The sequence below is a fragment of the Polyangium jinanense genome, from assembly GCF_028435265.1.
GTDB lineage: Bacteria > Myxococcota_A > Polyangia > Polyangiales > Polyangiaceae > Polyangium > Polyangium jinanense.
The window spans coordinates 51738-66640 of sequence record NZ_JAGTJK010000045.1 but is presented as its reverse complement, the minus strand read 5'-3'; the positions used below and the strand labels follow the sequence as shown (position 1 = coordinate 66640).

The window sequence follows — 14903 nt, the reverse complement described above, 5'->3', positions numbered from 1 at the left end:
CCTTCACACCGGCCTGTCCAATTCGGCGAGAATGAGTGGGAACACGTCTCGGGCAGCGTCCTTGCCCATGAAGACGTCGAGATGGCCATAACCTGGAAGCACGTGCAGCGCGTGATGGCCGGGCCGGCGGCGCGACATGTGCTCGTAGGTGCGCCGCTGGCTCTCGGGCAGGAAACACTCGTTGCGTTCCCCGGCGAAAAACACGAAGCGGGCATCCGTCTCCGGCGGGCGCTCGGCCACGTCCTCGGGTAACTCCCGGTAGCCCTCGACCGGCACCAGGTGCCCCGCGCGCACGCACGCGTTCATTTGCTGAAAGAAGGTGAGCGGCACCTTGGCGAACTCGTGTTTCAGCCACTCGTGCGTCTCGACGTTCAGGTTCTCGTGCCGCCAGAGCGTCGGGTGCCCCGTGCCATAGGTGAAGCTCGCCAGCTTGCACACGAGGTTGTCGCATTCGTGGTGGCTGACCTTCACGACCAGGGTGATGAACCGGGGCGTGATGCCGTGCACCGAGATGCCCCATTGCGGGTCGAGATAGGGCGTCATGTGCGACACGAACGGGACGGCATATCTCAACTTCCTTTGCGCAGCGCGCGGCACCACGGGGTGTAAGGACACGGCATTGGTGAGGATGACCTTCACCTGCGGGACGAGCCCGGCCACCGCCGACAGCATGAAGCTCGTCGAGCCCTGGCAGTGGATGATCGCCTTCACCTCGTCGCGGCCCGTCTCCCGGACGATCGTTTGGATGGCGCTCGGGTGGTCGAAAACGGCAGCCTGATCGAGCGTCCACTCGGTGGGCTCGAGGTCGATGCTCGCGCGCCAGTTTTCCAGCCACACGTCGTAACCGTCGGCCACGAGCGCATCGACGAGGCTCTGCTCGACGGGCGCGCGGAAGATATTGGCACGCACGCCCGCCCCATGGACGAGCACCACGGGACCCTTGCGAGGCTCCTGCTCACCCCGGACGTGAACCAGGTTGAGCGGCCGCCCGTCCCTGGCCAGAAACGGTACCGTGCGCTCCCTGTAGTGGCGTGCAGGGGAGGTCGCGGGTTGCATTGGTGCACCTTCTGCATCGACATGGTATGACATCCCCACCGGGTCAATGGGTGGAGGGCGCCGTGGCGCGCACACCTTCAGGCACAGAGCGGCGGTCTCCTGGCCCGGAATGGGCGTGCCGGTGCGCCCGTCAGCACCGCCGCACGAGCATGACATGAGAAGAGCGGGCGCGCGCTCGCCTATGCAGCGCGCAAGGCAGCGCCGCCGGCGCCGCACTCCCGCGCGAAGGTGGCGATCCCATTCCAGAGCCTGTGGAACGACGCCTCATCGAAGCATGAGCCGGATTGAAAGAGGTCGTATGCGCGATCGTCCTCGCGCTCGTGCATACGCTCGTCCGCGGAGGGGCTGCGGAAATGCCCCATGACGTCTCCGTGATCTCCCTCCACGGCGAAGCTTGCTTCCTCGTACGGCCAGATCATGGAGATGCTGTTCACGATCCCGTCATTGTCGGAGGGCTTCAGCAGCACCGTCCTGTTCGGCTCGAAAAGCTTCGGGATGCGAACGGAGGCGCGGCTCGCGATCCGGGTCGAACCCTCGAGGGCCGTCAGGGTATAACAAAGCTCGTACACGTTCCGCGGCCATTTCCCCCGCGGCGGGGGTGCGACGGTCACGATGGAACGGACCCGGATCCCACGTTCGGCGAAGAGGTCCTGCTCTTCCTTTGCCTCCGACCGGCCTTCCCATTGCGCCGGGCTCGTGGACGCGACCTTGCCGGGCTCGGGATCGAGATCGCCGATGACGGATTGGTCGCGCATCGCGTTGCGTAGCCATTTGAGCAAATCGAAGTACGAAGCGCGCGCCCGGGCCTGCTTGATGGGCTCGTCGCAGGGGTAGCAGAGCGCCATGGTGTCGACGATGGCGTCGATCCAGTCGGGCTCCTCGTCGCTCCGGAGGACGCGCCGGAGGAGCTGACCATAACGACCGAGCCCCTGTTCCCCCAGCGCGCGTGTCGTACCATAGGAGGTGCCCAGGATGGCGTGGGCAAAGAGGAACCTCGTAAGCCAGCCGTTCGTCCAGAAGGCGAGGTTGGTCCCGCAATGGGGCGTCGACAGGAACTGCGCCGTCTTGACGGCGCCGAGGAGGTCACGACGTGGCCCATCGCCGCGCAGATCCGCGGCAAGGTCGCGGAGCAGCATGCGGAGGTCCAGCCCTCCGGTCGAATGGCCGACGAGGTGCAAATCGTCCCCGTCGTCGATGATGCCCCGCAATCGCAGCTCGATGAGCCAATCCCTGAGCGCGTTCGCCCGGGTGTCGACGCTGGCCAAGGGCAGGTTGGGAAAGTAGTGCACGACGAGCCCAGCTGCGCGGAGCACGTCGGTGACGCCGTGGTAATACCGCAGCGAGCCGAGCACGTCGAAGCCGCCGAACCCGGGCACGAGGACGATATGGCTTCTTTGGCACTCCATGACAGGCACCTCTGGGCCGTCAGGTCGGCGCGGTTCACGAAACACCCATTCCAAGGTACGTGGAGCGAGACCGTCCGCAAGCCCCAGGGCCATCGAGCTCTTCGACGGTTCGTCGAATCCTGGCGGCTCGAGGTGGACAGTGCCCTCGTATGTCGGGAGCGCGAGCGACGAACCGCTGGAGTGCGCAGGCGACCTCCGGCGTGGCTCGAAAGCCATGGGACCCGTGCTCCGCCACACCTGGCAGCGGCCCAGAGGGGCACCGCCCGTACGATCTCGGTGATAGGGGCCCTTCTTCGCGCGGTGTGCGCTCGTTTCTGTCGCCTCGCCGTACCTGTCATGACGACGTTACGGGCGCTGTCATAGCAGCGTGACAGTTGTTGCGTGTCCGTGACAGCTTGCGCTGGGCGCCCTCTTGTCTGCCGGCCTCATGAAGCCCGGAAGGCTATTGGCCGGATTGGTACGGGCCTTGCTGCTCCGGGAGTTCGACAATGGCTCCGCGGTCTGGATCATGCACAGCAACGGCACGCAAGACTGCCGCGCGGCTGCGGACCGCGACGACATGCGCTTCCGGGCGGACAGCGCGGCCGGTGCCACCCACAACGACTCGCTGATCTTCATCAAGTGGGTCGATGACGACGTCGCGTGTGAACCCCGGTAGCGGTGGCGGGAGCTTCGTCGAGCTCTTCTCGAGCGCGTACGCACGAGCTGCCACACCATAACGAGCGACGCGCGCTCGCTCGAATTCATCCACGAGCACTCCCCTTGCCCCAGCGTCCATCCACCGTTCCGCCGCGCTTGGCCGTGGTCGGCGTGGGCGCTGGAGGCGCGTGGAAGACAGCCTCTCCCATCCATTCTCCTTGACGCCCCCGTGTCCTTCCACATACACAGGCCACTTCGGGGGGCGATTCGACATGCGGCCACACGAACAGGCCACTTCGAGGGGCGATTCCGACAGAATCAGGAGCTTTCCCATGTGGAGAACAGCTTTTCGAAGAGCTTCGTTGGCCTTCGTCATCCTCACGACTGTCCATTGCGGCCCGGAAAAGCAGAACCCCCCCGGCGGCACGAGCAGCGGGGAATGCACGAGCGACGACAAAGCCGTTCGGCTGGGCAAGCTCGTCAATCCCGACGGCGCGGTCATCGACAAGGCGATCGTCGTGATCCACGAGGATCGGATCAGCTACGTCGGCGCGGATGAAAAGCAGATTCCGTGCGGGGCCAGCGTCATCGATTGGACGGCGTACACCGGGCTCCCCGGGCTCGTCGATGCCCATGTCCACTTCACCTACCAGACGGACAAGGAGCCGGGCACGCTCCCCTGGACCCGTGCCCCCTGGCTGATGAACAACGACCCCTACAAGCTCCTGGACCTTGCCCGCGGCGCCGCGCTGGCGACGCTCAGGACCGGCGTCACCACCGCGATCGACAAGGGCGGCAGCGACTTCATCCTGAACCCCCTGCGCGCCGAGATCAGGTCCGGCAAGACGCCGGGACCGCGGATGTATAACTCCATCGGCGGGATCTCCAATCACAAGCATCCGGGCGCGTTCACCCGCGAGCAATTGAAGGGCTGGGTGCAGCTCCAGGTGCTGCGCGGCGCCGATCTCGTGAAAGTATGGGCCGACGGGTGCAGCGACAAGACGCTCGACTGCTTGCCGACGTTCACGTTCGACGAGCTCCAGGTGCTGGTCGACACGTCCCACCAGGAGGGTTTGCCCATCGCGATCCACGCGTACCACGAGGACACGGCCAGGCTCGCCATTATGGCCGGCCCAGACTCGATCGAGCACCCGGAGGGCCTCGACGCGGTGGACTGCGGCATCATGATCGACAAGGGGACGATCTACGTGCCGACCATCGATCACAACCGGTATTACAAGGATAACCTCGCGTTCTTCGGCTACGCCCCCGATCTGGAGGCGAAGTTCGACGCGTATATCCGCGACAACCTCGCCAGCGCAGCCCAGGCGCACCTGATGGGCGTGAAGATCGCGATGGGCTCGGACGCCGTGTTCACCGGATTCGGTCAAAATACGCAGGAGCTCGCCTGGTTCGTGCAGGCCGGGATGACCCCGCTCGAGGCGATTCGCGCCGCCACCATTCATGGAGCCGAGAGCATCGGCGTGCAAAACGAGATCGGAAAGGTCGCGGTGGGCTATTACGCCGACATCATCGCAGTCGAAGGCGACCCTCTGGCGGACATCAACGTCGTCATCAACGGGGTCCGCAAGGTGATGATGGGCGGGCGGGTCGCGGAGTTCTGACGAGGCCCGCCGCAATACGGGAGCCCTTGACGCCGGTCGTGTTGTTCGATAGGCCGGATCTCCTCATGAAAGCCAAATTCTTCCTGCTCGCTCTCCCGCTCGCGCTGGGCCTTTCGACCCGTGAGGCCGACGCCTCGATGTATCCGCCCAGCTATCCGACGTGTGGCATCGTGGACACCGTTTCCACCGGACCCTTCGAGATCATCCGGAACAGCGTGGATCTCTATGATGCCCACGCCCTGCTCACGATTGCATATCGCGGATACCTCCGCGACATGTACCCGGACGACGAGATCAACATCTACGTGCAGCTCAACGATAACGATGCGTTCCTGCCTGCGAGCGCCGGGACGAACGACGACGCCTACGTGGTGCTCGATTCGGGCCCGCGCAATTGCGTCTGGTGCAGCAATGGCGGCTACGGGGGGTATTCGGTCTGCGACGGGCTCACATTCCCGCCCTATTCGAGCGGGCAATGGGTCTGTGGCGACATGTCGCCCACCGAGGAGCACCTGTTCTACTGGGCGTTCAACGAGTACGGCGCGCAGAACGCGTGGGACATCCAGGTCGCGGCCGAATCGCATGGCAACTGGGACAGCAACTGGGGCTTCAACTATTACGGCCGCCTGGAGCCGCGCCTCCACTGCTCCGACTGAGCACGGCTTCTAGACGCGGCCGCGCTCCGCGAGCGCCTCGCGCAGGCGCGCCCGTTCGAGCGGGGTGAGGACGGGATCGAGCCAGTCGAGGAGCGGCTGCACCTCGGTGAACGCGCGCCGCACGGGGTTGTCGGTCTCGCGCAGCATCCGGCGCACCTGGAGCGCCGACGTCGGCGAAGGCGAGAGCAAGGTGCCCGTGCGCTTCAGGTGGGGCTCGGCCTGCATCACCGCCGTGTAGGCGTCGACGGCGTCCTGCGGGAACACCTTGGCGTCGAAGAGATCGACCAGGCACACGTACGGTCCGCCGACGGCGGCCACCACGCTGTCGTGGTCGCGGGCCCACGCGACTGCTTCCGCCGCGCTGACCGGCGACCAGAGCCGGATCTCGACGAGCTTGCCGACCTGATTCTTCACCTCGTACACGAGCCGAGCGTACCGCGGCGGTCGCGGATCTTCCATTCCTTCGTCGTCCGGAGAAGCCGAGGGCGCGCGCTCGGCTCCGCATTCTTCTTCGTCAGCGCGTATTTTCGTTTTCGATGATGCCGCGGCGATCGGGGGCGGCGGGGCTCGCGAGGGGCGCGTCGAAGAGCAGGGCCATCCAGAGGAGCATGTCTTCCTCGGGCGCCCTGGGCATGACTTCGATCGCGATGTGCCAGAGATGGTCCCCGTCCTCGATGAATCGCTCGTAAAGCTCGGCGCGCTCGCAGCCCTTCTCGCGGTAAGACCATTCCACGATGTGCCGGCCCTCCTCGTCGCGAAGCTCGGCGAGGTGGTCGAACCAGTTCTTGAAGCTGTCGTCTTCCATCTCGTCGGTGACGTCCTCGCCGTTCGTGTCGTACGATATGACCGCGTGACGAAACAGACTGTGCCCCTCTGGCCGCGTGGCCGGGTGGTCGAACACCTGGACGACGACCAAGAGCCCCATGTCGCCCTCGTATTCGAATCTCGTCACGAGGTCGGCGGGCGCGACGGTCGTCTCGATCTCGTCGTCCGCGGCGGCGCTGGCTGCGTCTTTCGATACAGGGACGACGCGGAAACCCGGCGGCGGCTCGAGCGCCCGGTAGCCTTTGCCCCAGCGGTCCGGCGCATGCGCGGCTGTCGCGGCTCGTTGTCGCGCGGCTTCGGCGGATACGGGCGAGGCCACGGGGGAACCGGCGCCAAGACAACCCCGCGGACGAACGGCGGCGCGTGGGCGGGCCTCCGGGGCCGATGGCTCGACCGGGGCCGCGAGGGGGACCACGGGCGGCGCGGCGCCGCAAGCGGCGAGGAGGATGGACAGGACAGGGAACAGGTTTCGCACGCCCGCACATCGTCCGGGCATCCCGAAGTGTGACAGCATCGCCGAGCTCCAGGCGCTGTTTCGAAGTCTGCGAGCCCGAGATCGAAGTCCTCCCCCTTCGACATCGAAGTCGGCGAGCTCGTGATCGGAGTCCTCCCCCTTCGATATCGAAGCCGGCGAGCCCGTGATCGAGGTCGGCGAGTCTGAGATCGAAGTCCTCCCCCTTCGACATCGAAGCCGGCGAGCCCGTGATCGGAGTCCTCCCCCTTCGATATCGAAGTCGGCGAGCCCGTGATCGGAGTCCTCACCCTTCGACATCGAAGCCGGCGAGCCCGTGATCGGAGTCCTCCCCTTCGACATCGAAGCCGGCGAGCCCGTGATCGGAGTCCCTGGACCTCGTTCACGGTCCGCTCGGACGTGAAAAATGTGCTCTCGTCGGATGATGAATCCCCGCGCTCCGTCGAACGCGCATACAGGGCCACTCCCCTGCACAAGGAGGATTCGATGTCGGAGAATTCGGTTGGCAAGTACACGGGCAATGGTGTCGTCGATGCGTCGCCGTTCAAGCACAAACTCGTCGACGTCAAGCATGGCGAGATGTCGAAGCTCAAGCGCTCGAAGCCGGGCTGCGAAGGCGTCATCGCCGACCTCGCCACGGCGATACCCGCGCACGGAAGCGAGGCCCGTATCCATGCGGATTGGTACGCCGAGATCCTCGAGATCAAGAACATCCTCGGGGAGATCCGCGCCCAGCGCCCGGAGGCCGACAAGCTCGCCGAGGTCCTGCGGGAGAGCGAAGCCTATTATGAAGACAAACTCGAAGCCTTGATCAGCAGGATCGGCAAGGCCGTCGTCGATACCGCGAAGGAAGAGAACAAGCCCGGCCTGCTCGCGACCTTCGAATCGACGCTCCAGTATCGCGCCCAGTATGCCGAGAAGAGCGCCGCGACCCGCCGCAAGAACCAGCAGAAGCCGCCCACCGGAACCGAGGAGCCCCCGAAGGGGGCGTGAAGGGAAGCTCAGAGCGCCGCGAGCGCCGCGAGCACCTGATCGGCGTGGCCGTCGACCTTCACGTTCGCGAACCGCTTCGCGATCCGGCCCTGCTCATCGATGATCACCGTCGTTCGTAGCGCGCCTTCGAACGTCCTGCCGTAATTCGTCTTCGTCCCCCACGCCCCATACGCGCGATGCACGGCGCCGTCCGTGTCGGCGAGCAGCGGGAAGCCGAGGTTGTACTTCGCCTTGAACTTCACGTGCGAATTCACGCCGTCGCGGCTCACGCCGAGCACCACGGCGCCCTTCTTCTTCAGCGTCGCGAGGTTGTCCTGGAACGCGCACGCCTCGCGCGTGCACCCGGGCGTGTCGTCCTTCGGGTAGAAATAAAGGACCACGCGCTTGCCGGCGAAATCGGAGAGCGACACCGTCGTCCCCGCGTCCGAGAGCAGCGAGAAGGTGGGGGCCGCCTCGCCGCTGCCCGTCGCCGCCGGCGCGGCCGGAGCGGGGGCCGCCGCGGCCTTTTTCGTCGGCGCGGCGGCCTTCTTCGCAGGAGCCGCCTTCTTGGTCGCGGCCGCTTGTTTCTTCGCCGGAGCCTCGGCCGCGGCCTTCTTCGCGGGGCTCTTCTTCGTGGTGGGGGTCTTCGTCGCGGTCGCCTTCGTCCTGTATGACGTCGCCATGCCCGGTCCTCCTTTGCGCGCGGACGAACCGTAGCGCAAAAGGAAGGCCGGGCGCAATGGGTCCGCTATTCAGGATCGCAGGCGCCGTCGCAGGTGTTCTGGATCTGCCCGTCCGGCTGGAAGAACAGATCGAGCTGGTCCTTGACCTTCACGTTGCGCCGCACGTCCTCGTGCACGTCGTTCTTCTCGGCCTCCGTGGGCAATCTGCATTCGATCCCGGGCTCGGTCGCGAGCTTGAAGTCGATCACGACGAGCGCGTCGTCCGCGGGCGCCGTCGTGCTCTCGAGGCCCCAGATCGGCCGCGGCGCGGGGTCGAGCAGGGGAATGCCCGTCGCGCGCGCGACGAGGTGGCTCGCGAGGTTGTTCACCGAGTGATCCCCGATCCCGATCTGCATGAGCACGTGCCGGTTCGCGGGGCTGTTCGGGTAGGTGTCCTTCAAAAGGTGCGGCGCGTAGGTCATGGGGTCGACGCGGTCCCAGGTGCCCTGGCTCAGGGCGATCAGCTTCGTGAGGGTGAGCGGGTTCTGGATCTGGCTCTGGAGCATGCCGTAGAGCTGCTGATAACTCGCCGAGCGCGACATCATGAGCGAGTACGGGCCGCCGCCGACGCCGAGCGCCGCGCGATCGAGGATCGGGTTCAGGGCCAGCATGGTGACGCCGAAGATCGAGCCCTGGCTGATCCCGTAATAGAAGAGCTTGTTCGTGTCGTAGAGGGGTTTGCCGAATTGCTGGAGCTCGGGCAGCGCGGCGATCGGGCCCTTCAAGGCATAACTCAGGGCGATGTAGTTGATGATGCCCTGGTGGATGCGGTCGACGAAGCTGAAGACGGCGCCGGGTTCGGAAAGGGCTTTTTGCAGCACGATCTCGATGTCCGGCTCGGCCATGCCCCAGAGATCGACCGCGGCCGCGATGTACTTGCGCTCGTTCTCGTAGCCGCGCATGAAGCCGTAATTGATCTCCTCGGCGAGCCCGAAGAAGCCGTGCCCGTACTGGAGAATGCGCGCCGACTCGAAGTTCGCGTCCGCGGGCTTCAGACTATGCGGGACCTGGAGGATGAACGGCACGTCCGCGTCGCCGTTCTGCGCCGGCTTGCCGCTCGCGTCCCGATGGATCGCCGCGCCCGGCTCGACGCTCTCCATGTAAAGCGGCACCTTGATCGTGCCCTCGATCCGCAGCCAGATGTTCTCGTTCTCGCCGGCCTCCTCGTTCATTCCCTGCGTATATTCCTTGACGACGACATTGCTCACGGCCGGCGGCTTCGCCTCGAGCTTGGCGATGAGATCGTCCCGCATCGTGAGAAGGTCACGCGTGTTCACCTCCTCGCTGCTCGTCGTGAAATCCCAGGCGAGCTGGAGCGTCTCCCGCGAGACGCCATGGGCCACGAGCGCGGGGAAAACCTCCTTTTCGTAGCGGCTCGCGATGGGCCCGAGCACCGGATCGGTGTCGGCCCGTTTGTCTCGGATTCGCTTGAACCCTTCGGGCGGCGCGAGCAGCGGGCCCGCGGCCGCCTCCGACGCCGGCGCGAGCCCCTGGAGCGCGACGATGTATCGCTTGTCGTTTTCCAGCCGCACGAAGGGCCGAAGGATGAAGGCCCGCTCCGACGGTTCGAGCGTGTTCATGTCGACCTCGGCCCAGACCGGCACGGGTTTGCCCGTCTCCGCGTCGAGCAGGATCACCTTGCTCTCGGGCGAGAGGCTCTTTTCGGGCTCGTCCGTGTGAAAGACGACGCCCTCGGTGCTCACGCCATCCTTGAAATGCACGAGGATCGGCTGGTGCGCCGAGAACCCGTCGATCGGGTGCGACACCGTGAAATCGAAGGGCTTCTCGTTCCTGTCCTTCATCTGCGCGGCCTCGGGGATCACGACCCGCTTGCCGCTCGGCATGGAGGCGTCGTCCTTCAGGTAGAAATCGGACGGGTAGGGCAGGAGGCAGTCATTTTCGAATGCGATGGGATTACACCCCTCGGGGACGGCGAGCGGCGACGTCCCCGCGGGCGTCTCCGTCCCGTCCGAGCATCCGAGCGCGGCGAGACCAGAAAATGTTATGAGACAAGCGGCAAGAGTCCGAGACGGTAGCATGGCAAGCTCCTTCGCCCGCCACCGTATCACGGCGGACGGAGGAGCGGAGCGTCAGCTTTTGCGGACGCGATGGCACTTCTCGTAGAGGCCGGGGAAGACGCCGTGCGGGTCGAGCCTCCGCTTCGCGGCCTCGTAACGCTCGCGGTCGTAGATCTCCCAGAATCGCTCCTCGGTGTAATGGTTGCGCGAGATCAAAGTCTTCACGCCGCCAAGCTCGTACGTCTTCTGCTCGAGCACCTCGGACCAGTCGACGAGCGGGTCGTCATTGGGCTTGCCGTAGACCGCGCAGTCGATCCAGAGCTCGTCCTTGTACTTCGCGTGTGATTCGCGGATCCACGGGTAGGGGCGCGGCATGCGGTAGGGGACGACCCAGAGCGGCCAGAAATCGAAATCACGCGCGTACCACTGGTAGAACGCGGAGAAGTTCCGCTGAGGCACGAAGACGTCGCAGACGACGTCGGGGCGCGACTTCAGGCCGAGCACGCGATCGAGCCGCTTCGACCAGCGAATGAGGTTGCGCGAGCCGAGCACGTGGCGGCCGACGAGCCAGCGCACGGGCTTCGTCTCGAGCCCCGGCACGGTGCGGCTGAGCCAGTGGCATTCGGCGTCGTAGCGGAAGAAATAATCGGCCGTCGTGAGGAAATCCTCCGTCCGTCCGAGGGTGCTCTTGTAATAGACGTCGAGCCAGCGATAGTTCGAGGTGAACGGCGCCGCGTCCACGAACGTGCCGAGGCAGAGCACGAACGTACGCGGTCCGTGCACGATGCCGTCGACGAACTCGAAATCGCCCACGCGGCAGCGCTCCACCATGGCCGCATTGAAGGCGTCGAAGCTGTGAAAGCGGCGGTATTCCATCCGGACGAACGGTTTCGCCGGCACGAGCTTGAACGTGAGGCGCGAGAGGACGCCGAGCGTGCCGTACGAGCCGTGGATCATGTCGAAGAGCAGCGGCTCTTTGTCGGCCGAGCAGGTGACGATCTCGCCGTCGCCCGAGATGACCTCGTATTCGAGGCAGCTATCATGGAAGCCGCCGTAACGGTACGAGCTCGACTCGATCGAGCAGCCCGCGACAGCGCCGCCAAGCGTGATGTCCTCGAGCTCGGGGACGACCGCAGGCACGAGGCCATGTTCGAGCGTGCGCGGGACGAGCTCGGCGAACGTGACGCCGGGCTCGGCAACGCAGACGCGGCGCTCCGGATCGATGGTGAGCACGCGCCGGAGCCGCGAGGCGTCGATGGGCGTGGCGTGCTCCCGTGGATCGCCCGGGACGGGGACGAAATGGGAGACGCCGCCCTTGTCGATACGGACGGGCCCGCCCCGGCTAGCTTGAACACGAATGGTGGTGGCGACGCGCGTGACCTCGCGCTCGTGGGAAGAGAGATCCATTGGTTGCCCCCCGTACCCGGGAGGCGTGGCATCCGAACAAAGAATGGTCAAGCCGGCGAAACGCGAATGAGTGGCGCCGTGCTGGCCGGAATGGCAGTGGCCGGGGCGGGAGGGCTTATCATTTGGCGGGGACGATCGAGCGAGCCTGTTCAGCTCGCCATGAGGAGCGCTTTGAGCTGCGACGGTTGGATGCCGTATTCTTTTCGGCAATAATCGCAGGTGATCTCCAGGACCTTGTTGTCGCGGAGCAGCTCCTCGATGTCCGAGCGCGGGAGCGTCGCGAGGCTGGAAAGGACGCGAAGCTCACTGCAATGGCACGCATAACGCAGATCGGATTCCGCGAGCAGCGTGTACGGCATGCCATAAAGGAGATCCTCGATCAGCGCATTCGGCGTGAGATCTCCTTTGCGGAGCAGGTCGTCGAGCTTCGGGAAGTCTTCGAGCCTCTGCGTCATGATCATGAGCGGCCCGCGCTCGACCTCCGGCAAGAGCTCGACGATGTAGCCGCCCGCCGCGACGACCTCGTCCCCTTGGAGCAGCGTGGTCACCGCGATCGTGGAGACGATCTGCTCGGAGTGCTGCATGTACGCCATGAGCGCCCCCGAGATCCCGCCGTCCTGCCCCTCGAACGAGACCTCCACGATGCCCTGATGCAGCGCGCCGTTCGGCAACGTCCGCATCATCTTGAGCAGCGCGCCCTTGCCGCCCGTCATGTCCTCGCCCGTCTCCCCGCTGAAGCCGACGAGGCCGCGGCTCGTGCCGTCCGGGTGCGCGTCGGCCACGATGCTGCCCTTGCCGCCCGCGCCCTTCAGGATGCTCTGCACGCGCAGGTTCGGGCTCATCGCCTCGCGGATCAGGATCGCGCCCGTGACGAGCTCGCCGAAGCGGCTCGCCACCGCGCCCTTCGCTCCTTGCGAGGCGATCGCGCCGCGCACCGTCTCGGTCGTGAGCGCTGTGATGACCCGGAACGCGCCATCGTTCGTCATGGCGCGGATGACCTTGTCGCTTCGCTTGTTCGTGACGTTCTGTTCGCTCATCAAACGGCCACCGCCGTCCCGGACGCGATGAGGCCGTCGCGTTCGAGCAGCGCCTCCAGGGTTGGTTCGCGCCCCATGAAGCGCCGGTAAAGGACCATCGGATCCTCGCTGTCGCCTCGGGCGAGGATCTCGGATCGGAAGGCCTCGCCGACCTCCCGGCTGAACAGCCCCTCGCGCTTGAACCGCGAGAACGCGTCGGCGTCGAGCACCTCCGCCCACTTGTACGAGTAATACCCCGCGGCATACCCGACCGGGCTCGAGAAGAGGTGCGAGAACGAGGCGAGCATCGCGTGATCGGAGGGCAGCTTCGCGGGCGAGTGGCGGGAGATGATCTCGCGACCGTACGCGGTGGGATCACCGTCACGCGCTGGATCCCAGTCCACGTGCAGCGCGAGATCGACCTCGGCGAAGCCGAGCTGCCGCATCATCGCGTTCGCCGCGCGGAACGTGCGCGCCGACCGCATGCGCTCGAGCAGCGGCGCCGGGATCGGCTCGTTCGTCTCGTGGTGCCGCGCGAAGAGGTCGAGCGCCTCCTTCTCCCAGCACCAGTTCTCCATGATCTGCGAGGGCAGCTCGACGAAGTCCCACGCCACGTTCGTCCCGGCCAGCGTGCGCACCTCCACGCAGCTCGACGCGTGATGCATGAGGTGGCCGAACTCGTGGAAGAGCGTCTCGACCTCGCGGTGGTTGAGCAGCGCGGGACGATCGCCGATCGGCGGCGTCAGGTTGCCCGCGAGCACCTCCACGTGCGAGGCCGGCGCCTGGGCCTCGGCGACGCCCGTCACGAGGCCCTGCATCCATGCGCCGTCGCGCTTCGACTCGCGTGGCCAGAGGTCCACGTAGAACACCGCGCTCGTGTGCCCCTTCGGCTCCACGATGCGGTACGTCGAGACCGTCTCGTGCCACGCTTTCGTCTCGGGCGAAGGCTCGATGCGCACGCCGTAGAGCGCCGAGGCGATCGCGAAGACGCCTTCGAGCGCCCTCTCCGCGGAGAAATAGGGGCGGAGCGACTCCTCGTCGAAATCGTACCGCGCGCGGCGGAGCTTCTCGGCGTAATACGCGACGTCCCACGGCTCGATCGGCGGCGCGTCCGGGCCCTCGATCTCCTTGCGGAACGCTTCGAGCTCGGCGTTCTCGCGATCAAAGTGCGCCTGCGTCTTTTCACGCAACGTCTGCACGAACGTACGCGCGGCGTGCCCCGACTTCGCCATGCGATCTTCGAGCACGAGGTCGGCAAAACTGTCGAAGCCGAGCAGGCGCGCCTTCTCGCGCCGCAGCACGAGGATCCGCTGCAGGAGCAGCCGGTTGTCCCAGGGCGGCTCGGTGGCGCGCGTGGCGTAGGCGCGGTACATGCGCTCGCGGATCGAGCGATCGTCGAGGTACGTCATCACGGGCAGGTAGCTCGGCGCCTGCATCGTGAAGCGATGGCCCGAGAGGCCTTTCGCCTCCGCGCTCGCCTTCGCCGCGAGCACCGCGCCCTCGGGCAGACCCGCGAGCTTCTCGGGCTCGCCGATCACGAGCTCGAACGCGTTCGTCGAGTCGAGCACGTTCTGCCCGTAACGAAGCGTGAGCTGCGCGAGCTCCACGTCGATCTCCGCGAGCCGCTTCTTCCCCTCGGGATCGAGGTCCGCGCCGCTGCGCTTGAAATCGGCGATCGTCTTGTCGAGGAGGCGCTTGCGTGTCCCCGTGAGCGCCTTCGCCTCGTCCGTCGCGGCGTACGCCTTGAGCGCGTTCCACACGGGCTCCGAGAGCGCGATGCCGCTGAAGAACTCGCTCACCTCAGGTTGCACCGCGGAGTACGCAGCGCGGAGCTCCGGCGTCGTCGCGACGGACTCCAGGTGTCCGACCACGCCCATCACGAAATCGAGCGGCTCCGTCACCCGTTCGAGCGCGGTGATCGTGCTGTCGTACGTGCGGGGGGCCGGGTCCGCCGCGAGGGCGTCGAGTCGCGCCTTCGCGTCGGCGAGGAGCGCTTTCACGGCTGGCTGCACGTGCTCGCCGCGTATGCGATCGAAGGGAATTTCGTAGCCGAGGCCGAGCAGCGGATTTTCGTGAGATTCGGGCATGT

General features: G+C 66.0%; 13 protein-coding genes. 4 read left to right on the top strand and 9 right to left on the bottom strand.

Features of this window, described 5'->3' with window-relative positions; translation table 11 throughout:
* Positions 1-3 precede the first annotated feature (3 nt).
* Together KEG38_RS42860 and KEG38_RS42855 are read right to left on the bottom strand one after the other, a co-directional pair.
* Positions 4-1212: an alpha/beta hydrolase family protein gene (locus KEG38_RS42860; protein WP_272426540.1), complete on the bottom strand. Its 1209-nt coding sequence runs from the start codon at positions 1210-1212 to the stop codon at positions 4-6.
* Positions 1213-1235: 23 nt separating this feature from the next.
* Positions 1236-2462, bottom strand: coding sequence for an esterase/lipase family protein (locus KEG38_RS42855; RefSeq protein ID WP_272426539.1), 1227 nt, complete (start codon positions 2460-2462; stop codon positions 1236-1238).
* Between the two features lie 427 nt (positions 2463-2889).
* Here KEG38_RS42855 and KEG38_RS42850 point away from each other — a divergent pair, with 427 nt between their 5' ends.
* From KEG38_RS42850 to KEG38_RS42840, 3 genes are all read left to right on the top strand, one after another.
* Positions 2890-3120, top strand: a complete 231-nt coding sequence (locus KEG38_RS42850) for a hypothetical protein (protein ID WP_272426538.1) — start codon at positions 2890-2892, stop codon at positions 3118-3120.
* 343 nt (positions 3121-3463) lie between these two features.
* On the top strand, positions 3464-4726 hold the full coding sequence (locus tag KEG38_RS42845; RefSeq protein ID WP_272426537.1) for an amidohydrolase family protein: 1263 nt from the start codon (positions 3464-3466) through the stop codon (positions 4724-4726).
* A 65-nt stretch (positions 4727-4791) separates the two neighbouring features.
* A complete protein-coding gene (locus tag KEG38_RS42840; protein WP_272426536.1) occupies positions 4792-5382 on the top strand; it encodes a hypothetical protein in 591 nt (196 codons plus the stop codon).
* A 9-nt stretch (positions 5383-5391) separates the two neighbouring features.
* Here the strand turns inward: KEG38_RS42840 and KEG38_RS42835 are convergent, their stop codons facing one another.
* Both KEG38_RS42835 and KEG38_RS42830 read right to left on the bottom strand, forming a co-directional pair.
* Positions 5392-5841 carry a hypothetical protein gene (locus tag KEG38_RS42835; protein ID WP_272426534.1) on the bottom strand — a complete coding sequence of 150 codons (450 nt, stop codon included), beginning with the start codon at positions 5839-5841 and terminating at the stop codon, positions 5392-5394.
* Positions 5842-5896: 55 nt separating this feature from the next.
* Entirely contained in the window at positions 5897-6682 is a 786-nt protein-coding gene (locus KEG38_RS42830) for a hypothetical protein (RefSeq protein WP_272426532.1), read from the bottom strand.
* Positions 6683-7165: 483 nt separating this feature from the next.
* Between KEG38_RS42830 and KEG38_RS42825 the strand changes: the two genes are divergently transcribed.
* Positions 7166-7672 (top strand): hypothetical protein, encoded by a 507-nt coding sequence (locus KEG38_RS42825; RefSeq protein WP_272426530.1) that lies wholly within the window; start codon positions 7166-7168, stop codon positions 7670-7672.
* Between the two features lie 8 nt (positions 7673-7680).
* Here the strand turns inward: KEG38_RS42825 and bcp are convergent, their stop codons facing one another.
* The 5 genes from bcp to KEG38_RS42800 form a co-directional block, all read right to left on the bottom strand.
* Positions 7681-8334 carry a thioredoxin-dependent thiol peroxidase gene (gene bcp, locus KEG38_RS42820; protein ID WP_272426528.1) on the bottom strand — a complete coding sequence of 218 codons (654 nt, stop codon included), beginning with the start codon at positions 8332-8334 and terminating at the stop codon, positions 7681-7683.
* Positions 8335-8399: 65 nt separating this feature from the next.
* Positions 8400-10412, bottom strand: coding sequence for a hypothetical protein (locus tag KEG38_RS42815; protein WP_272426526.1), 2013 nt, complete (start codon positions 10410-10412; stop codon positions 8400-8402).
* Between the two features lie 51 nt (positions 10413-10463).
* Positions 10464-11798, bottom strand: a complete 1335-nt coding sequence (locus KEG38_RS42810; protein WP_272426525.1) for an FAD-binding oxidoreductase — start codon at positions 11796-11798, stop codon at positions 10464-10466.
* A 149-nt stretch (positions 11799-11947) separates the two neighbouring features.
* Complete coding sequence (locus tag KEG38_RS42805) at positions 11948-12835, bottom strand: Hsp33 family molecular chaperone HslO (protein WP_272426523.1); 888 nt, start codon at positions 12833-12835, stop codon at positions 11948-11950.
* Positions 12835-14901, bottom strand: coding sequence for a M3 family metallopeptidase (locus KEG38_RS42800; RefSeq protein WP_272426521.1), 2067 nt, complete (start codon positions 14899-14901; stop codon positions 12835-12837). The genes KEG38_RS42805 and KEG38_RS42800 overlap by 1 nt, the downstream gene beginning before the upstream one ends.
* Between the last annotated feature and the right edge of the window lie 2 nt (positions 14902-14903).